Below are 22,812 nucleotides of genomic sequence, written 5' to 3' on the forward strand. Positions count from 1 at the left end.
CGTCGGACCATGGGCAGTGGGGACCGGTCGACGCTGGTAAGAATCTGTGATCAGGCCGGCCGGCCGCGCGGGACGGGATTCGTCGCGGACGACCGCGGCACGGTCGTCACCGCCCACCAGGCCACCACCGCACCCGGCCCGCTCCGCCTCCACGGCACGGACGGCCGCACCTGCTCCGTCGGCCCCGACGACATCACCGCCCTCCCCGCCCTCGGCCTCGCCCTGCTGCGTACGGGCGGCTCCGAGACCCTCGGCGTGGAGCCGCTGCCCATCGCCGTACGGGAGCGTGCGGAGCCCGGAAGTTACGTCGGGATCGCCGCCCACGGCCGCCGTGAGGCCCGGGTCCTCGGCACGGCCCCCGCCACCTACACCGCCCCCGACGGCGCCCATCCGGTCCCGGCCGCCCTGGAGCTGGCCCTCGGCACCGACGGGCGCGACGCCCTGCGCTCGGGCGGCGCCGCGATCGGGGGACCGGTCACGGACCCGGCCACGGGCGCGGTCCTCGGCCTGCTGTGCACCGCCCTCACCACCCCCTACGAGGCCGCCGGGCTCGCCCTGCCGATCCCGCGCGGCGCCGACGCCGGCCTCGACGCCCTCCTCGCCCGCAACGCCACCGCCGCCCCCGCCTACGGCCCCGACCTCAACCTCGCCGGGGCCCTCCAGCTCACCGCGACCTCCGTCGGCTCGGCGGACGGCCCCAAGGCCCGCACCGCACCGGTCGAGCGCGCCGACGTGACCGCCGAGTTCGCCGCCTTCGAAGCCGGTACGGGGCTGGTCCTGGGCCTCGTCGGCGGACCCGGCACCGGCCGCACCACCGAGCTGGCCGCCCTCGCCGCCCGCCGGGCCGACGGCGCGGCGCCCGCCCCCACGCTCTGGCTGCGCGGCGCCGACCTGCTGGCCGACGACACCTCGGTCGTGGACGCGGCCGACCGTACGCTGACCCGCTCGGCCCGCATCGTCTCGGCGGCCGGAGCCCTCGGCGACATGGCCACGGCCACCGCGGAACGGATCGCCGCTCTCGCCGCCGAGGCGGGCCACCCCCTCCTCGTGGTCCTGGACGGCCCCGAGGAGATGCCGCCGCTGCTGGCCCACCGGCTCGCCGAATGGACGGCGGCCACCGCGATCTGGCTGCGCGAGCACGGCGTCCGGCTCGTCGTCGCCTGCCGCCCCGAGCACTGGGAGACCGCCGGGGCCCTCTACCCGCCCGGCGCCCTGCACCGCCCCCACCGCCCCGCCCGGGGGCTGCCGTCCTCCCTGCGGCTGACCGACCTCACCGCCGACCAGGCCGCACAGGCCAAGGAGCGCCTGGGCATCCCGCCGCACGCCCTCGCCCCCGGCCACGACCGGCACCCGCTCACCCTGCGGCTGCTCGCCGAGGTCCGCGAGGCCCTGCCGCCGGGCGTCCCGGGCCGCCCCGACACCGAGGACGTCTTCGGCGCCCACCTGGACCTCATGTGCGTACGCATCGCGGTCCGGATCGCGGCCGCCGCCGACGAACAGCCCCGAGGCACCGCCGTACGCCGACTGGCCGCCCGGGTCGCGGGCCAGGTCCACGAGGCGGCCCGGCGCTGTCTGGGTCCGGGCCAGGGGGAGCTGGACCAGGAAGCGTTCGAGGAGATCTTCCCCTGGCGCACGGGGTGGGCCTCGGCCGTGCTGACGGAGGGGCTCCTCGTCCCCGCCGGGGCCGGATACCGCTTCGCCCACGAGGAGCTGGGGGACTGGGTGCAGGGCGCCCATCTGGACCTGGACGCGGCCCTGCGCTCCCTGGTGCACCGCTGGCACCGGGGGAGCGGCGGGGTGGTGCGCGTGCCGGCCGCCCGGCCCGACGGGGAGCCGCGCTCCCTGCCCGTGCCCCGGCACCGGATCGGCCCGGTGATCCAGGCGATGGTGCTCCTCGGCCGCCGCCAGGGCACCGCCGCACTCGCGCACCGGATGGCCGACCTGATCGAGGCGCTGGACCGGCTGTGGGCGGATGAGGAGCCGCACGGTGACGCCTCTCGCCGCCCGTACGACGAGGACGCCGCCTGGTGGGCCGCGCACCTCCTCGGGGGCAGCCTGCTCCGGGTGCCCGACGCGCGCCCGTACCTCGGGGTCCTGCGGGTCCTCGCCGGGCGCATCACCCGGCGTTCGGCCGGTGCCACCGGGGGACCGGCGGGCCCGGGGGCGTACGGCGAGTTCGGGCCCTGGTTCTGGCGGCGGCTGCGGCTGCCCGAGGAGGACCGGATCGACCTGTTCCGCCGCCTCGTCCCCGCCGACGGGGTGCCCCGCACCGACGGCGACGAGCGGTACCTCGACGCCGTCGCCCGCCGCCTCACCTACGACGCCCCCACCGTGCAGCCGCTGCTCTGCCGCTGGTTCACCGACGAGCGCCCGCTGCTGATCGGCGGCCCCGGTGCGCAGGACAACGAGCTGCGCCCCACCGTGGCCGCCGCCGCGCAGGCCCTGCTCCACGCCCGCCGCGACCTCGGCCTCGACAGCCTCACCGACGCACTGGTAGCCACCCCGCACACCCGCGCCGGTGAGCTGCTCGCCGCCCTCGCCGAGGACGAGCCCACCGCGCTCTGCCGGGCCGTGGAGCGCTGGGCCCGCGACGAGGACCGCCCGGCACGCCGCTCCGCCGCCGCCCGGTACGCCGGACTCCTCCAGCCCCGCATCACCGCCGAGGGCGACCGGGCGCTGCTCAGGTCCGCCGCCGAGATCCTGCTCGCCCGCCCCGAGGACGCCGACCTCCACCCGGCCGCCCTCACCCTCCTCGTCCGGGACCCGAAGTCCCGCCGCCGCCACCTCCCGCAGGCCCTCCGCCTCTTCGCGTACGGCGACTCCCGGCTCCCCGTGGAGCTGCTCGCCGAGGTCTTCCCCGCCCACCCCGAGCCGGTCCTCGCCGCCCTCCGCGCCCGCCTGGCCCGCCCCGGCGACGGCGCGGCCGAGGTCCTGCGGGCCCTGGCCGGACTCGACACGCCCGCGCTCGCGCTGCACGTCGCCGGGCTCGTACGCGAGTACATCGACGCCCACCCCGAGGACGGCACCCATGCCGCCGAGTACGTCGACCTCCGCCTCGAACACGGCCCCGCCGCCCGCGCCCTGCTCCTCCCCCTGGTCACCGGGCTGCTGAGGGACCGCCCCGCCCCGCCCCCGGTCCGCGCCGCACTGGCCCGGGTCCTCGCCGGGGCCGGGTCCACCGCCTCCCGGCCGCTGCGGGCCGAGCTGCTGGAGGTCCTGCTGGAGTTCGAGCAGACCACCGGCCGGGACCCGGACGTCCTGGACGCCCTCCTCCAGGCCGCGGCGGCAGGGGCGGGAGCCCGCCCGGAGGTCCGTACGCGCGCCCTCGTCCACCGCACCGGCATGCTCCTCGTCCGCACCCCCGAGGGCGCTGCCCGCTTCGACCGCCGCCTGGTCGAACTCGCCCGGGACGTGCCCGGATTCGCCGCCCTCGTCATCCGCTGGCTCGCCGACGCCCCGCAGGAGTGGGCGGCGGTGGTGGGACCCAGCGCCCGGCGCACGGTGGAGGCGTTGGAGACATCACGTCGGGCGATGCCGATGCCGATGCAGGCGGCGGGGCGTGAGCATGGCAGTCTTAGACCTGCGTAATCGGCATACATACACACGTACACAGGTTCGGGCGAGGAGCGGTCACAGTGCAGCGCTGGCGTGGCTTGGAGGACATCCCCCAGGACTGGGGACGCAGCGTCGTCACCATCGGCTCCTACGACGGCGTGCACCGCGGACACCAGCTGATCATCGGCCGTGCCGTGGAACGCGCCCGTGAGCTGGGCGTTCCGTCCGTCGTCGTGACCTTCGACCCGCACCCCAGCGAGGTCGTCCGCCCCGGCAGCCACCCGCCGCTGCTCGCCCCGCACCACCGCCGCGCCGAACTCATGGCGGAGCTGGGCGTGGACGCGGTGCTGATCCTGCCGTTCACCGCGGAGTTCTCGAAGCTGTCGCCCGCCGACTTCATCGTGAAGGTCCTCGTCGACAAGCTGCACGCCAAGGCCGTCATCGAGGGGCCGAACTTCCGCTTCGGCCACAAGGCCGCCGGGAACGTGGCGCTGCTGACCGAGCTGGGTGCCACCTACGACTACACCGTCGAGGTCATCGACCTGTTCGTGACCGGTGAGGCGGGCGGCGGCCAGCCGTTCTCCTCCACCCTCACCCGCCGGCTGGTCGCCGAGGGCGATGTCGCCGGCGCCGCCGAGATCCTCGGCCGCCCGCACCGCGTCGAGGGCATCGTGGTCCGCGGCGCCCAGCGCGGCCGCGAGCTGGGCTTCCCCACGGCCAACGTGGAGACCCTCCCGCACACCGCGATCCCCGCCGACGGCGTCTACGCGGGCTGGCTGGAGGTGGCGGGCGAGTCGATGCCCGCCGCGATCTCGGTCGGCACCAACCCGCAGTTCGACGGCACCGAGCGCACGGTCGAGGCGTACGCGATCGACCGCGTCGGCCTGGACCTGTACGGGCTGCATGTGGCGGTCGACTTCCTCGCGTACGTACGCGGGATGCTGAAGTTCGACACCATCGACGACCTCTTGGTCGCGATGGCCGCCGATGTGAAGCGGTGCAGCGAGCTGATCGCCGCGTACGACCGCGACCACTGACGTACGCCTTGGCCGTGCGTCCGGCCCGGCGACGGCGGATGCTGGCAGGGTGCGCGACATCCTGCCCGGCCTCCGCTCCCGCTGCGCCGCCGGTACGCCCCTCGCCCTGGCGACCGTCGTCGCCGTGCACGGCAGCGCTCCCCGCGACCCGGGCGCGGTCATGGCGGTCGACGGGGCGGGCACCGTGCTCGGCAGCGTCTCCGGGGGGTGCGTCGAGGGCGATGTGTACGAGGTGGCCCGCGAGGTGCTCTCCGGGGCGGCGCCGCGCGTGGTGTCGTACGGGATCAGCGACGACGAGGCGTTCGGCGTCGGGCTGACGTGCGGCGGCACGATCGAGGTGCTGGTGCGCGCGTACGCGTCGGCCGCCGAACTGGCGGAGCTCGCGGCGCTGCTGGACCTGATCGCCGCCGACCTGCCCGTCGCCGAGGCCACCGTCCTGTCGGGCGCGGTGGAGACCGGCGCCCGCCTGACCGTCCGCGCCACCGAGGCCCATGGCACGCTCGGAGCGGACGGGCTGGACGCGGCCGTCACGGACGACGCCCGCGGACTGCTGGAGCAGGGACTGACCGGCATCCAGTGGTACGGGGCGCACGGCCAGCGCCGGATGGCAGAGGTCGCGGTCTTCGTCCGTTCCCACACCCCGCCGCCCCGCATGCTCGTCTTCGGCGCCATCGACCACGCGGCGGCCACCGCCCGCATCGGCTCGTTCCTCGGCTACCGGGTCACCGTCTGCGACGCCCGCCCCGCCTTCGCCACCCGGGAACGCTTCCCGACCGCCGACGAGGTGGTGTGCGCCTGGCCCCACGACTACCTGGAGGCGACCGGGGTCGACGCCCGCACGGTGATCTGCGTCCTCACCCATGACCCGAAGTTCGATGTGCCCCTGCTGGTCGCCGCGTTGCGCACCCCCGCCGCGTACATCGGGGTCATGGGCAGCCGCCGCACCCACCACGACCGCTTGGCCCGCCTCCGTACGGCCGGAGTGGACGAGGCGCACCTGGCCCGCCTCGCCTCACCCGTGGGCCTCGACCTCGGAGCCCGTACGCCGGAGGAGACAGCGGTCTCCATCGCCGCCGAGATCATCCAGCACCGGTGGGGCGGGACGGGCCGGCCGCTCGGCGAACTGACGGGGACGATCCACCATCGCGCGACGGCCCCGGGCGGTCCATCTCACGCCACTCCGGCCGCAGCCCGGCCAGATTCGTGGTGAGGAAGTACGCCGCCCCGCAGACGAGCAGCACCGGCGTGAGCCCGACGGCCGTCACCGCCGCACCGGCGAGCAGCCCGCCGAGCGGGATGCCGGACCAGGAGAGCGAGTCACCGAGGGCGTTGACCCGGCCCAGCATCCGGCGCGGCACCCGTTCGATGAGGACGGCCCCCAGTACGGGGTTGATGAACCCGGCCCCGAACCCGCTGACGGCGAAGACGGCCAGCACCACCCCCAGCGGGGCGTCGGCGGCGAGGACCAGGAACCTCGGCGCCCCGGCCAGCAGGAAGCCGCCGAGGAACGCCACCCTGCGCCGCATCCGGTGCGCGGCCGTCGCGGCGATGAGGCTCCCGGCGACCGCGGCGGCCCCCATCACGCTGCCGATCAGGCCGATCGCCGTCGGGCCGTTCCCGGATTCCCTGGCCCAGACCGGCATCAGCAGGGTGCTCATCGCCGCGTCCAGGAAGTTGGTGATCCCGACCATGACGATGACGGCGAGCAGCAGCGGCTCGCCCCGCAGGAAGGTGAACCCCTCGCCGAACCGGCGCCAGTAGCCCGGTTCCGTTCCCTCCGACGGCGTCGGGGCGTCCGGGGCCGGACGCCCCATACCGCGGGGCAGCGCGACGGCGACGATCACCGAGCCGAGAGCGAAGCAGCCCGCGTTGAGGGCCAGGCCGGTCAGGGGGCCGAGCAGCGCCACCAGCGCGCCGCCCACCACCGGGCCGACGGTGGCGGCCAGCCGCTCCACGACGCCGGACAGTCCGGTGGCCCGTTCCAGCGGTATCCCGCCGCGCTCGGCGGCTTCCGGCACCATGACCTCCTTGGCCAGATCGCCCGGGCCACGGGCCGCGCCGATCGCCGCGACCAGGCCCAGCAGGACCGGGAAGGAGAGCAGGTCCAGGGCGTGGAGCAGCGGGATCGACGCGGCGGCGGCCGCGCTGGCCAGATCCGCGGTCCAGGAGACGGCCCGCGGTCCGGTCCGGTCCACCAGGGGGCCGCTGAACGCCTTGACCAGGACGTAGGGCGTCATCTCGCAGAAGGCGACCAGCCCGGTCCTGGTGGCGCTGCCGGTGGTGACGAGCACGAACCAGGGCAGGGCCACCAGCGAGATCCGCGTACCGGTCAGGGAGACGGCGATGGCCGCCAGCACCCCGCCCAGCGGCCGTAAGGACCGCCGGCCGGATATGCCGTCGGGGTCGCCCGGGGCGGCCGCCGTCACGGTGCGCCCGTCCCCGCCGCAAGGGTGTCCGGCTCGGGGAGGATGTGCGCGATGACGCCGACCCGCTCGGCGCCCTCGGGAGCGGTCGCGGCCGCCTCGGGGGTGTCGCTCCGGTAGCGGGCGAGGACCTCCCCCAGCTCCCGGCGCAGAGCCACGGCTTCCCCGGGCGTGAGCCGCAGGGCCCAGTCGCTCATGTCGAAGGTGCCCCGCCACGCGGGTGGCATCGTCTGGAGCCCGTTGAGCGCCTGCTGTGCGCGAAGGGTGTACGTGGCGGCGACGGACTGCATATACGCCAGCGCGGCTTCCGGCTCCTGGTCGACCACCTGACGGTCGCTGAGGTGCGTCTTCCGGTGCACCGAACGCCACCAGCGCTCGCGCGCGTTGCCGCGTTCCGTGTCCTCCTCGACGAAGCCCGCCGCGCCGAGCTGCCGCAGGTGGTAGCTGGCCGTCCCGGAGTTGACGCCCAGTCGCTCCGCGAGGCGGGTGGCGGTCGAGGGGCCGTACTTCCGCAGAAGTCCGACCAGCTGCACACGTACCGGATGCGCCAGGGCACGCAGCCCCTTGGCATCCAGAACAACGGTTTCCTCTTCGGCGGCAGGGGTGCCCGGCCGCTCCAGCGCATCGGTCATGAGACCCACAGTAGACCGCAAAGAGTTCTTCGCAAAGACTTCTTCGCGAAGAACTCTTTGCGGTTCAGGGAGGGGGCGCTCTCAGGCCTCCTTGCCGCACGCCGCCGCCCAGTGGCACGCCACCTGGGTGTCCGTCCCGCCGTTCAGCACCGGCAGATCCACCGTGCGGCACGCCTCCGCCACCCCGGCCCGCTCCGCCTCACCCGAGGCGAGGACCTGGCAGCGGACGTGGAAGCGGCAGCCGGAGGGCACCTTCGAGGGGTCCGGGGGCTCGCCGGTCAGGACGACCGGGTCGCCCTCCGCCTCCGGGAGGACCGACAACAGGGCCTGTGTGTACGGGTGTTGAGGGGCCGTGAGCAACTGCTCCACCGGGCCCGTCTCGACGATGCGGCCGAGGTACATCACCGCCACCCGGTCCGCGATGTTCCAGGCGAGCCCCAGGTCATGGGTGACGACCAGCGCCGAGAGGCCCAGTTCGTCGCGGAGGCGCAGCAGGAGGGCCAGGATCTCGCCCCGTACCGACGCGTCCAGCGAGGCCACCGGCTCGTCGGCCACGATCAGCTCCGGCTCCAGCACCAGCGCCCCCGCGATCACGACGCGCTGGCGCTGACCGCCCGACAGCTCGTGCGGGTAGCGCAGGAAGAATCGTTCCGGCGGACGCAGCCCGGCCCGGGACAGGGCTTCCGAGACGGCCGCCCGCTCGTCGCCCCCGGACCCGTGGATCCGCAGCCCCTCGGCCACCGCGTCGTACACCGTGTGCCTCGGGTTGAGCGAGCCGCTGGGGTCCTGGAGCACCAGCTGCACGCGCTTCCGGTACGCCTTCAGCGCCCGGCCCGCGTAGTCCAGCGGGGCGCCCGCGAAGGTGACCCGGCCGGCGGTGGGCGGGACCAGGCCGAGCAGCGAGCGGGCCAGCGTCGTCTTGCCGCACCCCGACTCACCGACCAGCGCGACGATCTCGCCGGGCCGGATGTCGAGGTCGACGCCGTCCACGGCGCGGGCGGTGGCGGCGCCGCGCCGGCCGGGGAAGGAGACCTGGAGCGCCTCGGCGCTGAGGAGGGGGGCGGTGCCCGGCGGTGAGGCGTCCGCGGGGAGGGCGGCGCCGGCGGGAGGGGCCGTGCTCATGAGGTGCTCCTTGCGTCGTCGGCGGCCGGGGCGTCCACCAGCACGCAGGCCGCCCGCCGCTCGCCCCCGGCCTCCCGCAGCTCCTGGTCCTCCGTGGCGCAGGAGTCCAGCGCCACCGGGCACCGCGGATGGAACGTACAGCCGCCCGGCAGCGCCGCCGGGTCCGGCGGGTCGCCCGGCAGACCGCGCGGGGCGCGCCGGGAGGCGGGGTCCCCGATCCTCGGGAAGGCGGCGGAGAGCGCTTGGCCGTACGGGTGGCGGGCCTCCGCGTACACCTGCCGGGCCGGACCCTCCTCGACGACCCGGCCCGCGTACATCACCGAGAGCCGGTCGCAGGTGTCCGCCAGCACCGCCAGGTCGTGGCTGATCATGATGAGTCCGACGTCCTGGTCGGCCACCAGCTGTTCGATCAGCCGCAGGATCTGGGCCTGGATCATCACGTCCAGGGCCGTCGTCGGCTCGTCCGCGACGATCAGGCGCGGGTCGCAGGCCAGCGCCATCGCGATCATCACGCGCTGGCGCTGACCGCCGGACAGCTCGTGCGGGTACGCCTGGGCCCGGGCGGCGGGCAGCCCGACCTGTTCCAGCAGCTCGCCCGCGCGCTTGCGGGCGGCGGCCGGAGTGGCCTTGCTGTGCAGCAGGATCGGTTCGGCGATCTGGTCGCCGACCCGGTGGACCGCGTTGAGCGAGTGCATCGCGCCCTGGAAGACGATCGACGCGCCCGCCCAGCGGACCGCCCGCAGCCGCCCCCACTTCATGGTGAGGATGTCCTCGCCGTCCAGCAGGATCTCGCCGGACAGCTCGGCCGATGCGGGCAGGAGCCGCAGCAGCGCGAGAGCCAGGGTCGACTTGCCGCAGCCGGACTCCCCGGCGATGCCGAGCTTCTGTCCGGCCTCCACCCGCAGATCGACGCCCCGTACGGCGGGGACGGTGCCGCCGTAGGTGACGGTCAGGTTCCGCACCTCCAGGAGCGGTGGATCACCGACGGGTTTCGACAGGTCGGGTGAGGCGGACGGCTCAGGTCCGGTCGTGGTGGTTGTTGCCGTCAACGGGACACCCCCAGCTTGGGGTTGAGCACGGACTCGATGGCGCGGCCGCAGAGCGTGAAGGCGAGGGCGACCACGGCGATGGCGAGTCCGGGCGGGGCGAGGTACCACCAGTTGCCGGAGCTGACCGCTCCCGCCTCACGGGCGTCCTGGAGCAGCCCGCCCCAGGAGACGATCGTCGGATCGCTGAGCCCGAGGAAGGCGAGGGTCGCTTCGGTGAGGATGGCGGTGGAGATCACCAGCGTGGTCTGGGCGAGCACCAGCGGCATCACATTGGGCAGGACGTGGCGGGACATGATGTGCCCGTGTCCGCCGCCGAGCGCCCGCGAGCGTTCGATGTACGGGCGGGACTCGACGGACAGCGTCTGCGCCCGGACCAGGCGGGCGGTGGTCGGCCAGGTCGTCACGCCGATCGCCAGGATCGTCGTCCAGATCGACCGGGAGAGGACCGTGGCCAGGGCGATGGCCAGGACGAGGGTCGGCATCACCAGGAACCAGTCGGTGATGCGCATGATGACGGTGGCGTACCAGCCCTTGAAGTGGCCCGCGGTGATCCCGATGAGCGTGCCGATCGCCACGGAGAGGAAGGCGGCCAGCAGGCCGACGGTGAGCGAGACCTGTGTTCCCCAGAGCATCAGGGCCAGCAGGCTGCGCCCGAACTGGTCGGTGCCCAGCGGGAATTCACCGCTCGGCGCCTCCATCGGGCCGCCCGGGGCATTGGTCACGCTCTTCGAGTCGGCGCCCACCAGCAGGGGCGCGGTCAGCGCGAGGAGGGCGATCACCGCCAGCACGGCGAGGCCGACGAGTCCGGCGCGGTGCGTGCGGTACTGGCGCCAGAAGCGGAGGGCGGCCTGCCGCCGCCGGGCCCGGGCCAGGGCGCGCGGGCTGTTCGTCCGTACACCTTCGGCTTTGTCGGTCGTGACAGTCATCGGCCCACCCGGGGGTCCAGCAGCGGATAGATCACATCGGCGAGCGTGTTCATCAGGATCACCGCGGAGGCGAACACGAAGAACAGCGCCTGCACCAACGGCAGGTCCGGCACGCTCAGCGCCTGGTAGAAGAGGCCGCCGAGCCCCGGCCAGGAGAACACCGTCTCCACCAGGATCGCCCCCGCCACCGTCGTACCGAGGTTCACGAAGAGCAGCGTCACCGTCGGCAGCATCGCGTTCGGCACGGCGTGCTTCCGGCGTACGAGGTCGTCCCGCAGCCCCTTCGCCCTGGCTGTCGTCAGGTAGTCGCTGCCCATCTCGTCCAGCAGCGAGGAGCGCATCACCAGCAGCGTGCGCGCGTACTCCACCGCCACCAGCGTGATGACGGGCAGCACCATGTGGTGCGCGATGTCGAGGACGCGGTCGAAGCCGGTGGTGGAGCCGGACTCCATGCCTCCGGTCGGGAAGAGCCCCGGGATCGGGCCGATGCCGACCGACAGCGTGATGATGAGGAGCAGGCCGAGCCAGAACGAGGGCACCGAGTACAGCGTCAGCGCGAACGCGGTGTTGGCCCGGTCCCCGGCGCCGCCGTTGCGCCAGGCGGAGCGGGCGCCCAGCCAGATGCCGAGCAGCGTGTAGATGACGAACGCCGTGCCGGTGAGCAGCAGGGTGGCGGGCAGCGCCTCGCCGATCTTGTCGATGACAGGCGCCCGGAACTGGTACGACGTACCGAAGTCGCCGGTCAGGGCCTTGCCGCAGTACTGGGTGAACTGCTGCCAGAGCGGCAGGTCGAGTCCGAACTCACGGCGCATCGCCGCGATCTGTTCGGTCGACACTTGGCGGCCGCCGGTCATCTGCTTGACCGGGTCGCCCGGGATCAGCCGGAAGAGGAAGAAGCTGGTGACGAGGACGGCGAAGAGGGAGACGGCCGCCCCCACCAGCTTGCCCGCCGCGTAGCGGGCGTAGGCGGCGGCGGAACGGGAGCGCGGGGAGCGGGCCGGCGGCCCGGCCGGAGCCGGGCCGCCGGATTCGGTGCTCTCCACGCCCGCCGCGCCTTTGACCAGCGCGGGAGTGGATTCTGAGCTCATGGACTATTCACGGTCTTCCGCGGTGGAGCGGCGACGCATGGCGAACAGCAGTCCGCCACCGGCGAGGACGACGACGGCGATCCCGACCCCGATGAGCACTCCGGTGGAGGAGCCACCGGAGTCGGAGGAGGCCGACGAGGAGGCCCCTGCGGCAGGGACCGCCGACCACCAGCTCCAGTAGCCGTCCTGGCCGTAGATGTTGCCCGCGGCCGACGGCATGGTGGTGATGGACTCGATGTGGTCGGTGCGGTAGGCCTCGACGGCATTCGGGTACGCCATGACGTTCATGTACCCGGTGTCGTACAGCCGCGACTCCAGTTGCCGTACAAGATCCGCCCGCTTGGCGGGGTCGTACTCCGCCAGTTGCTTCTTGTAGAGCTCGTCGTACTGCTTGTCGCAGATGAAGTTGTCCGTCGCGGCCGACTCCTTCGCCTTGGACGGCAGCGCGGCGCAGGTGTGGATGGAGAGGACGAAGTCGGGGTCCGGGTTGACGGACCAGCCGTCGAAGGCGAGGTCGTACTCACCGGCGTACCAGGGGTCGGAGACGTTGTCGAGGCAGTCGACCTTCAGCCCGATGCCCTGCTCGCCCCACCACTCCTGGAGGTACTTGCCGATCGCCTTGTCGTTCGGGTCGGTGGCGTGGCAGAGGATACGGAAGTCCAGCGGCTTGCCGTCCTTGCCGACGCGCTTGCCCGCGCTGTTCTTCCTGTACCCGGCCTCGTCCAGCAGGGCCGAGGCCTTCGCCGGGTCGTACGCCAGCTTCTGGCCGTCCGACGGCTTCCAGAAGTAGTCCGAGAAGCGCGGCGGGATGTACCCCTCGCCCTCGACGGCGTGGCCCTGGAAGACCTTGTCGATGATGGTCTTGCGGTCGACCGCCATGAACAGGGCGTGCCGCACCTTCTGGTCCAGCAGCGCCGGGTGGCCGTCGCCGAATTTCTTGCCGTCCTTGGTACGGGCTCCGGGGTTGACGGCGAGTGCGAAGAAGCGCCGGCCCGGGGCGTCGTTGACCTTGATGTCCGGGGCGTTCTCCAGCGAGGCGGACTGGGCCGGGGTCAGGCTGGGGCTGCCCGCGACGAAGGAGACCTCACCCTTGCGCAGGGCGGCGACGGCCGCGTCCTGGTCCTTGTAGTAGCGGAAGACCAGCTCGTCGAACTTGGGCGAGCCGCGCCAGAAGTCCTTGTTGGCCTTGAGCTTCACAAAGCTGTCGACCTTGTAGTCCGTCAGGATGAACGGGCCGTTCCCCACGATGGGGAAGTCCTTGTCGTTGTTGAACTTGGAGAAGTCGTCGACCTTCTCCCAGACGTGCTTCGGGACGATCGGCACGTCCAGCGCGGCCATCGTGGCCTGCGGCTCCTTGAGCTTGATGACCAGCTTGTCCTTGCTGGGAGCGGTCACCTTCTCGAAGTTGCCGACGAAGCTGCCGTTGGAGGTGGCCGCGCCCTCGTCGGTCATCATCGTGTTGAACGTCCAGGCCGCGTCCTCGGCGGTGGCCTGCTGCCCGTCGGACCACTTCGAGTCGGGCCGGATCGTGTACGTCCACGTCAGCTTGTCCGCCGACGGCTCCCACGCGGTGGCCAGGCCCGGGATCGCCTTGTTGTCCTTGGCGTCGTAGTTGGTCAGGTAGTCGTACATGAGCCGGTGGATGCTCGTGCTCAGCAGCCGCTGGGCGAGGAACGGGCTCAGCGAGTCGACGCTCTGTGCGACGGCGACCGTGAGCGTCGTCCTGCCGTCGTCGGCGCGGGCCTCGGAGGGCGCGGGCGCGAGCGGGTTCCCCGGGACGACGGCCCCGGCGGTGAGCGCCAGGGCGGCCGCGCCCGAGGCGAGCAGGGTACGCAGGCGCCTGCCGGGCCGGGTGGTTCGGGAGGAAACTCTTGTGACCATGGACGGGGACCTCGCGTCATCACTCGCTTGAGAAGGCGGGTTGATCTCTGGTTCGCCAGTTGGTGAAGCGAAGGTTTATCAGCGGTCGCGAGGCTCGTCAACGGTCCGTCAAACCGCGTGTGGGCTGCGGAAATACCCAAAAGGGCCCGCACCGCGCGAGCGGTACGGGCCCTCATTGGTTTAGACCTCTAACGCCTTACTGGTGAGGAGCTTGCGGCGGCTGCGGAGGCGCCTGCCGCCACCCCTGCGGGTCCACCGGACCCTGTAGACCGGGCTGGCCTGCCGGGTTGTCCTCACCACCGGGCTGACCACCCGGCTGACCCTGCGGCGGCGCGGCCGGGGCCGGTCCACCCGACTGGGCCTGCGGTCCACCCGACTGGGCCTGCGAGGGCAGCGACTGCTGCCAGCCGTTCTGCGGTCCGCCCGGGCCCGGCTGCGGGGGATAGGGCTGCTGCGGGGGCTGGGGAGCGCCTGGCTGTCCGGCCGGCTGATATCCCCCGTACGGCGGCGGGGGCTGCTGCCCGGGGTAGGGCTGCTGACCCTGACCCTGGCCTTGGCCCTGCCCCGGCATCGGCTGGCCCGGGTGGGGTTGGTGGCCCGGCTGGCCTTGCTGGCTTTGCTGCGCTTGCTGGCCGGGGTACGGCGGCTGGTAGGGCTGGCCGGGAGCGGGCTGCTGGGGGGCGTACGGCTGCTGGCCGCCGGGGCCGCCCGGGTGCTGCTGGGGCGGGTAGGGCTGCTGGTGCTGCGGGGCGTGGGGCTGGTGCGGGGCGTGGGGCGGCTGGCCCTGTGCGGGCTGCTGGCCCTGCTGACCGGGGATCGGCCGGCCCTGTGCCGGGTAGCCCTGCTGGCCCGGCATCGGCGGGGCGTACTGCGGCGGCGGGTTCTGGCCGTCCGCCGTCCACAGCCCTTGCTGCTGCTGGGCGCGCGCGAAGTCCTCCGCCACGAGGGCCGAGAGGTTGAAGTACGCTTCACGCGTCTTGGGCCGCATCATGTCGAGGTCGACCTCGGCGCCCGCCGCCAGGTGCTCGTCGAACGGGACGACCACGACACCCCGGCACCGCGTCTCGAAGTGCTGCACGATGTCGTCGACCTTGATCATCTTGCCGGTCTCGCGGACCCCTGAGATGACGGTGAGCGAACGCCGCACCAGGTCCGCGTACCCGTGCGCCGAGAGCCAGTCCAGCGTGGTGGAGGCGCTGGAGGCACCGTCGACCGAGGGCGTGGAGACGATGATCAGCTGGTCGGCGAGGTCCAGCACGCCGCGCATGGCGCTGTAGAGGAGGCCGGTGCCCGAGTCGGTGAGGATGATCGGGTACTGCTTGCCGAGCACGTCGATCGCGCGCCGGTAGTCCTCGTCGTTGAACGCCGTGGAGACGGCCGGGTCCACATCGTTGGCGATGATCTCCAGACCGGAGGGCGCCTGCGAGGTGAACCGCCGGATGTCCATGTACGAGTTGAGGTACGGGATCGCCTGGACCAGGTCGCGGATCGTGGCCCCGGTCTCGCGCCGCACCCGGCGCCCGAGCGTGCCCGCGTCCGGGTTGGCGTCGATGGCGAGGATCTTGTCCTGCCGTTCGGTGGCCAGGGTCGACCCCAGGGCGGTCGTGGTGGTGGTCTTGCCGACGCCGCCCTTCAGGCTGATGACGGCGATCCGGTAGCAGGAGAGCACCGGCGTACGGATCAGCTCCAGCTTGCGCAGCCGCTCGGCCTCCTCCTTCTTCCCGCCCAGCTTGAACCGGGAGGCGGCGGAGGGGTTGCGGCTGCTCTTCGCCTTCTGCTTGCCCCGCACGAGCCGGTCGGAGGAGAGCTCCACCGCCGCCGTGTACCCGAGGGGCGCGCCCGGCACGGAACGCTCGCGCTGGTCGTGCGTGACCGGCGTGGGCCAGGCACCCCCGGCGCGCGGATCGACGGGCTGACCCGGGTGGCCCTGCTGCCCCGGCTGCTGCTGGGCGTGGGGCGGCTGGGGCCGGCCCTGCTGCGGCCCCTGCTGGTTGCCCTGCTGCTGGTACGGCTCCGGCTGCTGCGGGGGAGCCGGGGCGACGGGCGCGGGCAGGTTGGGGGCGCTCTGCGCGGGGAACGGGGCGGGCTGCTGGCCCTGCTGAGGTGCGTTGGGGGCCTGGGGTGGCTGGGCCTGCGGGAAGCCGTAGCCGCCTTGGGCACCCTGCGGGGGCAGCTGCTGGTGCTGCTGCTGCGGGAAGCCGTAGCCGCCCGCGCCCTGGGGGGCCTGAGGGTGGGCCTGCGGCGGAAGGGGTGCTCCCTGGCCGCCCTGGCCGGGGAACTGCTGGGGCGGCTGGGGCTGCTGAGGCGCCTGCGGGAAGCCGTAACCGCCGGGAGCCTCGTTGGGCGCCACCGGGGCGGGCCACTGCGCCGCGGGCTGCGGCGCGACGGGCTGCGGGGCGGCCGGCTGGAAGGCGGGCGGCAGCGGCGGCAGCGCGCCGCCCTCGGCGGGCGCGGACCACGGCACCGGCGCGGCGGAGGCCTGCGGCCCGGGCAGGGCGGCGGGCGGAGCGTCCTGAGGAGCGGCGTCCCGCGGTACGGCGTCGGCCTGGGCACCCGTCTCGGCACCGGCGTCGGGGGCGCTGTCCGAGCTGTCGTCCGAGTCGTCCGAGGCGGACACCTCGGCAGGGTCGGCAGCATCGGCCGGCTGCGGGGCATCGGCGGAGTCCGCGGGCTTCGGGTCATCCGTGGAGGCCGACGCGTCCGCGTCGGTACCCGGGCCCGTCCCCGTGCCCCTGTCCGCGTCGTCGCTGTCGGAGGCGGCGGAACCAGCCCCCGTACCCTCGGCGGACCCGGAGCCCGATTCCGTACGGGAAGAAGCCGCACCCGATTCCGTACCGGACAGGCCGGAATCCCCCTCCGTACCCGAAGCGTTCGCCGCCGCCTCGCGCTCGGCGATCTCCCGCTTGAGGGCGGCCGGGGAGAACCGCATCGTGGCGCCGCTCTCCACATCGCCGCCCCCGAACGGACCCGGGTCACCGGACGCGGCCGGAGCGGTCGGCGCACCGGGCACGACGGGCCCGACCGGATCGGCGGGTTCCACGGGCGCGGGTGCGTCCACCGGAGCCGGGGGAGGAGTGGGCGCCCAGTTGGAGTCGAACCCGCCCTGCGACGGCTGCTCCGGCACGGACACGGGCGCCCCGTGCGGCGGCGGAGGCGGCGGCGCCAGGTGCGAGCCCGCTCCCCCCGACGAGTCCCCCGCCGCGTTCTGCGTGTACCAGGCGGGAGGGGTGTAGTCGATGGTGAACTCACCCGTCATCTCGGCGGGATCCGCGTCGGACGACTCGTCGACGGGCGTGTTCCATCCGCCGCGGATCTCGTCCCGATCGCTGTTCACTATGCCTCCTGGTGTGGTCGAGCACCCTTGTGCCGTGGTGGGTGGGGGCGACCGGTCTCATGGGCCCCGGTACGCCCGGCTCTCCCCCTTGCGACGCGCACAACCCGCTCGCAGGTTTTCTTGTGCCGCGCCCCACCCACCCTAATCGCCATGGGGCGCACTCCGGCAGGCCGTATCGCACGGCAAAGAACGGCGAAGGGTGGCCGCCGGGCCCGGCCGCCACCCTCGCACCGCCGACGACGCCTACTTGAGGTCGAACTCACCGTCGCGAGCGCCCAGGACGAAGGCCCGCCACTCCGCCTCGGTGTACCGCAGGACGGTGTCCGGGTCCAGGGAGGAGCGCATGGCGACCGCGCCGCCGGGCAGATGCGCGATCTCGACCCGCTCCTCGACCTCCTCGGTGCCGGGTGCGCTCAGCCACTCCACGCCCGAGATGTCGAGAGCGTAGAGCTCGTCCTTTTCCTGCTGGGTGCCCATGCCGGCGTCCCTTCCGATCGAACTGTCGAACCGTGTGTCGTTGCGTGGTCCATGCTCCCCGGTGGGAGCGGCACATGGGGGGCGAACGGGCGAGGAATCAGTCCATCCGGCGAGCTGTGCCCAGCAGACCGGTCTCCGCGTCCGTCGCACTCGTCATCACCCAGTGGCGCTCGCGGCCCGCCACCCAGAGCGTCACCCCGTCCGCCAGCGTCGGCAGCGCCTCGCTCTCGGCCGGTGCCAGCCCCAGGATCCGGCCGATCTGCTTCGCCTCGTCGGGCGAGACCCGCTGGATGCCGACGAGCGCCGAGGAGCGCAGCAACCGGGGTGCCACGGGGCTCAGATAGGGGAGCAGCGTCAGCACGGACTGCCAGGGGGAGGAGATGACCCGGCCGCGGGGCGGTCGCATGCCGCAGTCGCGGATGACCACCACGGGGCTGCCGACGGTGGCGCCCGTCGGCGGGACCCGGCCCACGTCGTACAGGGAGACGCACTCAAGACCGGCGCCCGCCGCCTGCGCCAGCGTGTTCCAGGCCTGGACCCGGCCGGTCTCGACCGCCACCCGCGCACCCGTCCCGGCGGCCCGCAGCGCCAGCACCTGCGCCGTCCACAGTCCGCCGATCAGCGTGACGTCGTACGGGACGGGCCGGTGGAACCCGATCAGCTGCGGGCGCCCCTCCGCGTCGTCGCCGATGATCACGCCGTCGTCGCCGACCGGGAGCGACAGGGCACCCAGGTGGTCGGTGAGCACGGTGTGGCCCGCGTGGCGGGGGCCGAGCAGTCCGCGCCCGGCCCCGGTCCGCTCCGCCGTACCGCGCCCCACCGCTGCCCCGCCTCTTCTCGATCCGGTCCTCACTGGGCCCCTCCCAGGGGGAGCGTCGCCAGCACACCCGGCAGCTGCTCGCGGTCCAGCCGCACCAGACCCACCTTGGCGTGCCGGGCCGCCTGCTCCAACGTCCTTCGTACGCCGACGAGTTCGGTGTCCGACCCGCCCGTCACCCGGACATGGCCGCTGACGCTCGTCTCGCCCTGCCGTGCCCCGCGCCGCACGCTGAGGCTGAAGGTCGTGGCGTACGCGGGGACCGACGTCAGCAGTGCGACCAGCTGCGGGAGCGGCGTCGCCCCCCGGCCCAGCTGGGGCCAGCGGTCCACGGCGTACGTGGTGTGCCACCGGTCGTCGCAGCGCCAGACCCGCGAGGTCTCCATCGTGCGCCGCTGCGGCGGAGCATCCGGGCGCCCGGCGCGCCCCGACAGCAGGGGGTTGGCGCAGGCGGAGGTGGCCACGGCCGAGTTCAGCTCGTCCTGGTCCAGCACCACCGCCCGGAACCCGGCCCCCGTGATCCGGCTCGCCACATGGTCCGCGACCCGCACCAGAGCGCGCTGGGCGCCCTCGATCCCGCCGCCGCGCGCCTCGATGGCCTCCCGGCACAGCTCCGGGTCCAGCTTCACCGCGACCCAGGTCATCCGGAGCGCGGGCGCCCCGGTCCGGTCCTGGAGGGGCCCGTACGAGAGGCGGGCCACCGACTGCTGCGGCAGATGCGGCGCGGGAGCGGCCCGCACCTGCTGCACCAACTGCGCCGACTCCAGCACGATGTCGTCGACCTGGAGGGCGTCGCCCAGCAGTGACAGCGGGAGCGAACGGGCGCCGAACGCGGGCCGCAGCGCCTCACCGCTCGCCTCCACCCGCACCGCCGCCGTCAGGAAGGTGCCGTCACCGAGCATGCCCACCGTGCGGTGGTCCCGGTCGACATAGATATAAGGAGCGAAGCCGGGCACGTTCTCCGCGACCGGGGCCAGCATCGGCTCCGCGTCGGCGCCCGGAGCCGCCGCCCGCCGCCGGGCCTTGAGGGTGAGAGCACTTGACAGCCAGTCCTGGAGCGCGCGGCCCCGGCGGCGTACCACCGCGAGCAGCACCAGCACCACGACGAGCACGCCCGCGGGCACCAGCCAGGCACCGCCGAGCGCCGTACCCACCACGGCCACCGCGAGGGCCGCCTCGATGAGCAGCAGCTGCCGCCGCAGGGGCCGGACCCGGCCGGTCCGCGCGGTGGCGCGCAGGGTGGTGGAAGCGGGGGCGGCCGACGGAGTGTCAGGGGCTGTGGCGGCCGGCTCGTTGCTGCGTTGCCGACGGGAAGGTCCAGGGGTTCCGCGGTCGGACCGCCCGGTACGCTCCCGCGTAGCTGCACCCATCGCCGCGTTGCCCCCTCGTGTCCGTATTCACCGTTTTCTGCACGGGTGTTGACCGGGTGGTCACCCTACCTGAGCAGTGGGGGCCGAGCCCCTGGGGGCATAGTAGGGGCCCGGTGCGACACCAGGGGCCGACGGTGCGTGTGGCACCCTGGTCGACCATCGGGGAGAAGGGGCAGCGGAACATGGCATCACGGCGGGATGAGCTCAACGCCTACACCTTTGCGAAGCGGAGGTTGATCGCACAGTTCCTGCAACCCAACCCGACCGGTTCCGAGGAAGGCGCACCGCGCCCGCTGCGCGCGGTCGTGCCGGGAGCGATCATCGGCGTCGTCGTCCTCGCCGTCTTCGGCGCCTGGGGCATGTTCAAGCCGGTGGCCCCCAAGAACTGGGACACCCCCAACGAGAACGTCATCATCGCCAGCAAGTCCACCACCCGCTATGTGGTGTTGACGACCGACGGCAAGAAGCAGCTCCACCCCGTGCTCAACATGTCCTCGGCCAAGCTCCTGCTCGCCCAGGACAAGGGCAAGGTCGTCAACGTCGACGAATCGGTCCTGGACGACGGCACGATCCCGCACGGCGCGACCCTCGGCATCCCGTACGCCCCCGACCGGCTGCCCGACCCCAAGGACGCCGGATCCGCCAAGCGCTGGGCGGTCTGCGAGCAGCCCGGGGAGGGCGGCCGGGCCATCCAGAAGGCGGCCTTCGTCTTCGCCGAGCGAGAGGAGGACAAGACCGAGGGCAAGGCGAAGCTGCGCGGCGGCGAGGTGATGTACGTCGAGGGCCCCGACCGGACCCGCTACCTCGTGGACGCCGAGGGCAAGGCCTACCCGGTCACCGACGACGAACTGCTGCTGCGCACCCTGGTCGACCCGGACGCCAAGCCCCAGCGGGTCTCCGCCGCCTGGCTGGCGACGCTGCACCGGGGCGACCGGATCACCTTCCCGACCCTGGACGGTGTCCCGGGCGCCCCCGCGAACGTCCCGGGCACCCTGGACGAGGACACGAACAAGGTCGGCATGGTCCTGGCCGCCACCGCCGGAACCAGGACCCAGCAGTACGTCGTCCTCCCCGGCAGGGTCGCCCCGGTCTCGGACTTCATCGCCAAGCTCCTGCTCAGCAGCCGGGACCTGGACAAGCTCGGCCAGGCGGGCCGGGAGAAGCCGGTCGGCGCCTCGGCGTTCGCACCGGGCCGGGCCTTCGGCGCGGAGCTGGACTGGCCCGTCCACGAGCCGAAGGCCGTCAACTCCCCGGACATGACGAAGGGAAGCCGGAACACCGTGTGCAACGTCCTGCGCGACGTCGACGCCGACAACGGCGCCACCACCCTCTCCACCTGGGTGGGTACGGGCTTCCCGGCGACGCTCCCCACCGGCTCCTCCAGCGCCTACGTCACCCCCGGATCCGGTGAGTTCTTCCGCCAGTTCCAGGGCTCCAAGACCGACGTCGGCTTCCTCTTCCTGGTCACCGACACCGGACTGCGCTACGCGATGCAGTCCAACAGCGACAGCGGACAGGACGACTCCGGCATCGGCGCGTCCGGCTCGAAGAAGGAGCGGGAGGCGCGCCGGCAGGAGGCCCAGCAGGCGCAGAACCTCCTCGGCTACAAGGACGTCGACCCCACCCCCGTCCCCGCCGCCTGGTCCACGTTCCTGCCGACGGGCCCGCGGCTCTCGACGGGCGCGGCGAGCCAGCCGCAGGGTTCGTGAGGAGCGGTACGCAGATGACGCGCCCCACTGCTGCCCCTGCCAGGCGCCTCCTGACGGCTGTGGCGGCGACCGGAGTCCTCCTGGTCGCCCTGCCGGTCCCTCCGGCCGCCGCCGACGACGCGACCCAGTGCACGTTCGGCGGGAAGAAGTACCCGGGCCGCCCCTGGTCGTTGCAGCGCGTCCTCATGGACGAGCTGTGGAAGCAGTCCACCGGAAAGGGGGTACGGGTGGCCGTCATCGACACCGGCGTCGACGTGAAGAACCCCCAGCTGACCCCCGCCGTGGACGTCAAGGCGGGCAAGAACTTCCTGCCGGAGAAGCTCAAGACCGAGGACGGCCGGGAGATCGAACGCGGCAAGGAGAACGGCACCACGGACACCGTGGGCCACGGCACCAAGGTGGCCGGCATCATCGCCGCGCGCGAGGCGAAGGGCACGGGCTTCACCGGCCTCGCCCCCGACGCCACGATCATCCCGATCCAGCAGAACGACGCCCACGGCAACGGCACCGCGGACACGCTGATCCAGGCCATCCTCTACGCCACCGACACGGCGAAGGCCGACATCATCAACATCTCCCAGGACACCGCCGACGCCGTCGAGCCGACACCGCGCCTGAAGCAGGCCATCGACCACGCCCTGGCCGAGAACATCGTGGTCGTGGCCTCGGCGGGCAACGACGGTGTGGGCGGCAACGTGAAGCGGACCTACCCCGCCTCGTACGAGGGCGTCCTCGCCGTCGCCTCCTCGGACCGCAACAACGAACGCGCCTACTTCTCCCAGGCCGGCCCGTTCGTCGGCATCGCCGCCCCCGGCGTGGACATGATCTCCACCGTCCCCGGCGGCGGCCACTGCGCCGACAACGGCACCAGCTTCTCCGCCCCGTACGTCGCCGGGGTCGCCGCACTGGTCAAGGCCAAGCACCCCGACTGGACGCAGCGGCAGATCGTGGCCCAGCTCCAGCAGACGGCGGAACGCTCGGTGGCCGGCCACGACCGCCACGTGGGCTGGGGAGTCGTCGACCCGGTACGCGCCCTCACCGAGGACGACAAGCCCATCGAACGCCCGGTCGCGAGCGAGGGCATGAGCAAAGGCGAAGCCCCCGCCACGGCCCAACTCCAGCTCGGCGAAACGGCCGACGAACGCAACGCCCGCCTCGCGACGTACGTCGTCGTGGGCGGCGGCGTCCTGGTGGCCGCGATCGCCGGTGCGGCAGTGGCGGTACGGGACATGAGGCGCCGTACGAGGCGGCTGGCGGGCGACAGCTGACGGACGGGAGCTCCGGCCGGCGCATGAGACAAGTCACGTGGCCGCCAACCCAATTGGCCCGGCAGTACGCAGTGACTAGAGTTACCGGTTGAGATGGACTCGGATCGCATCGATGCGATAGCAA

The 22,812-nt window shown here is 73.3% G+C and carries 15 protein-coding genes and 1 pseudogene; 5 read left to right on the forward strand and 11 right to left on the reverse strand.

The window, feature by feature from the left end; genetic code table 11:
• Nucleotides 1–9 precede the first annotated feature (9 nt).
• The 3 genes from GTY67_RS26610 to GTY67_RS26620 are packed head-to-tail and all read left to right on the forward strand — an operon-like array spanning nucleotide 10 to nucleotide 5,802.
• Nucleotides 10–3,588, forward strand: coding sequence for a serine protease (locus GTY67_RS26610; protein ID WP_161280535.1), 3,579 nt, complete (start codon nucleotides 10–12; stop codon nucleotides 3,586–3,588).
• 47 nt (nucleotides 3,589–3,635) lie between these two features.
• Entirely contained in the window at nucleotides 3,636–4,592 is a 957-nt protein-coding gene (locus GTY67_RS26615; protein WP_161280536.1) for a bifunctional riboflavin kinase/FAD synthetase, read from the forward strand.
• A 49-nt stretch (nucleotides 4,593–4,641) separates the two neighbouring features.
• Nucleotides 4,642–5,802 carry an XdhC/CoxI family protein gene (locus tag GTY67_RS26620; RefSeq protein ID WP_343238769.1) on the forward strand — a complete coding sequence of 387 codons (1,161 nt, stop codon included), beginning with the start codon at nucleotides 4,642–4,644 and terminating at the stop codon, nucleotides 5,800–5,802.
• Here the strand turns inward: GTY67_RS26620 and GTY67_RS26625 are convergent.
• The 11 genes and pseudogenes from GTY67_RS26625 to eccE all read right to left on the reverse strand — a co-directional run.
• A pseudogene (locus GTY67_RS26625) lies at nucleotides 5,753–7,018 on the reverse strand (MFS transporter); the annotation flags it as partial. The gene GTY67_RS26620 and the pseudogene GTY67_RS26625 overlap by 50 nt on opposite strands.
• Nucleotides 7,015–7,647, reverse strand: coding sequence for a helix-turn-helix domain-containing protein (locus GTY67_RS26630; protein WP_161280538.1), 633 nt, complete (start codon nucleotides 7,645–7,647; stop codon nucleotides 7,015–7,017). The gene GTY67_RS26630 and the pseudogene GTY67_RS26625, both read right to left, overlap by 4 nt.
• Nucleotides 7,648–7,728: 81 nt before the next feature.
• Complete coding sequence (locus GTY67_RS26635; RefSeq protein WP_161280539.1) at nucleotides 7,729–8,769, reverse strand: ABC transporter ATP-binding protein; 1,041 nt, start codon at nucleotides 8,767–8,769, stop codon at nucleotides 7,729–7,731.
• The gene (locus tag GTY67_RS26640; protein WP_161280540.1) at nucleotides 8,766–9,818 is read right to left on the reverse strand and encodes an ABC transporter ATP-binding protein; all 1,053 of its coding nucleotides are present in this window, start codon (nucleotides 9,816–9,818) and stop codon (nucleotides 8,766–8,768) included. Before GTY67_RS26640 ends, GTY67_RS26635 begins: the two co-directional genes overlap by 4 nt.
• Nucleotides 9,815–10,744, reverse strand: a complete 930-nt coding sequence (locus tag GTY67_RS26645; protein ID WP_161280541.1) for an ABC transporter permease — start codon at nucleotides 10,742–10,744, stop codon at nucleotides 9,815–9,817. Before GTY67_RS26645 ends, GTY67_RS26640 begins: the two co-directional genes overlap by 4 nt.
• A complete protein-coding gene (locus tag GTY67_RS26650; protein WP_093693576.1) occupies nucleotides 10,741–11,832 on the reverse strand; it encodes an ABC transporter permease in 1,092 nt (363 codons plus the stop codon). The genes GTY67_RS26645 and GTY67_RS26650 overlap by 4 nt, the downstream gene beginning before the upstream one ends.
• A 3-nt stretch (nucleotides 11,833–11,835) precedes the next feature.
• Nucleotides 11,836–13,713: an ABC transporter substrate-binding protein gene (locus GTY67_RS26655; protein ID WP_161280542.1), complete on the reverse strand. Its 1,878-nt coding sequence runs from the start codon at nucleotides 13,711–13,713 to the stop codon at nucleotides 11,836–11,838.
• A gap of 196 nt (nucleotides 13,714–13,909) precedes the next feature.
• The gene (locus GTY67_RS26660) at nucleotides 13,910–17,047 is read right to left on the reverse strand and encodes an SCO5717 family growth-regulating ATPase (protein ID WP_161280543.1); all 3,138 of its coding nucleotides are present in this window, start codon (nucleotides 17,045–17,047) and stop codon (nucleotides 13,910–13,912) included.
• Between the two features lie 243 nt (nucleotides 17,048–17,290).
• The gene (locus GTY67_RS26665; protein WP_093692929.1) at nucleotides 17,291–17,524 is read right to left on the reverse strand and encodes a DUF397 domain-containing protein; all 234 of its coding nucleotides are present in this window, start codon (nucleotides 17,522–17,524) and stop codon (nucleotides 17,291–17,293) included.
• A 97-nt stretch (nucleotides 17,525–17,621) separates the two neighbouring features.
• Complete coding sequence (locus GTY67_RS26670) at nucleotides 17,622–18,344, reverse strand: hypothetical protein (RefSeq protein ID WP_161280544.1); 723 nt, start codon at nucleotides 18,342–18,344, stop codon at nucleotides 17,622–17,624.
• 29 nt (nucleotides 18,345–18,373) lie between these two features.
• A complete protein-coding gene (gene eccE / locus GTY67_RS26675) occupies nucleotides 18,374–19,711 on the reverse strand; it encodes a type VII secretion protein EccE (protein ID WP_202462355.1) in 1,338 nt (445 codons plus the stop codon).
• A 182-nt stretch (nucleotides 19,712–19,893) separates the two neighbouring features.
• Between eccE and eccB the strand changes: the two genes are divergently transcribed.
• Together eccB and mycP are read left to right on the forward strand one after the other, a co-directional pair.
• Complete coding sequence (eccB, locus tag GTY67_RS26680) at nucleotides 19,894–21,420, forward strand: type VII secretion protein EccB (RefSeq protein WP_093692946.1); 1,527 nt, start codon at nucleotides 19,894–19,896, stop codon at nucleotides 21,418–21,420.
• A gap of 14 nt (nucleotides 21,421–21,434) precedes the next feature.
• Nucleotides 21,435–22,688, forward strand: coding sequence for a type VII secretion-associated serine protease mycosin (gene mycP / locus GTY67_RS26685; protein WP_161280545.1), 1,254 nt, complete (start codon nucleotides 21,435–21,437; stop codon nucleotides 22,686–22,688).
• Nucleotides 22,689–22,812: the final 124 nt, after the last annotated feature.

Origin of the sequence: Streptomyces sp. SID8374 (assembly GCF_009865135.1) — a bacterium.
In the GTDB taxonomy this organism is placed as follows: Bacteria; Actinomycetota; Actinomycetes; order Streptomycetales; family Streptomycetaceae; genus Streptomyces.

Bases quoted from the DNA above. Each gene is read 5' to 3' on its own strand.
- GTY67_RS26610 (WP_161280535.1), top strand. From the start codon at position 10: ATGGGCAGTGGGGACCGGTCGACGCTGGTAAGAATCTGTGATCAGGCC.
- eccB (WP_093692946.1), top strand. From the start codon at position 19,894: ATGGCATCACGGCGGGATGAGCTCAACGCCTACACCTTTGCGAAGCGG.
- eccE (WP_202462355.1), bottom strand. From the start codon at position 19,711: ATGGGTGCAGCTACGCGGGAGCGTACCGGGCGGTCCGACCGCGGAACC.
- GTY67_RS26655 (WP_161280542.1), bottom strand. From the start codon at position 13,713: ATGGTCACAAGAGTTTCCTCCCGAACCACCCGGCCCGGCAGGCGCCTG.
- GTY67_RS26635 (WP_161280539.1), bottom strand. From the start codon at position 8,769: ATGAGCACGGCCCCTCCCGCCGGCGCCGCCCTCCCCGCGGACGCCTCA.
- GTY67_RS26665 (WP_093692929.1), bottom strand. From the start codon at position 17,524: ATGGGCACCCAGCAGGAAAAGGACGAGCTCTACGCTCTCGACATCTCG.
- GTY67_RS26650 (WP_093693576.1), bottom strand. From the start codon at position 11,832: ATGAGCTCAGAATCCACTCCCGCGCTGGTCAAAGGCGCGGCGGGCGTG.
- mycP (WP_161280545.1), top strand. From the start codon at position 21,435: ATGACGCGCCCCACTGCTGCCCCTGCCAGGCGCCTCCTGACGGCTGTG.
- GTY67_RS26645 (WP_161280541.1), bottom strand. From the start codon at position 10,744: ATGACTGTCACGACCGACAAAGCCGAAGGTGTACGGACGAACAGCCCG.
- GTY67_RS26630 (WP_161280538.1), bottom strand. From the start codon at position 7,647: ATGACCGATGCGCTGGAGCGGCCGGGCACCCCTGCCGCCGAAGAGGAA.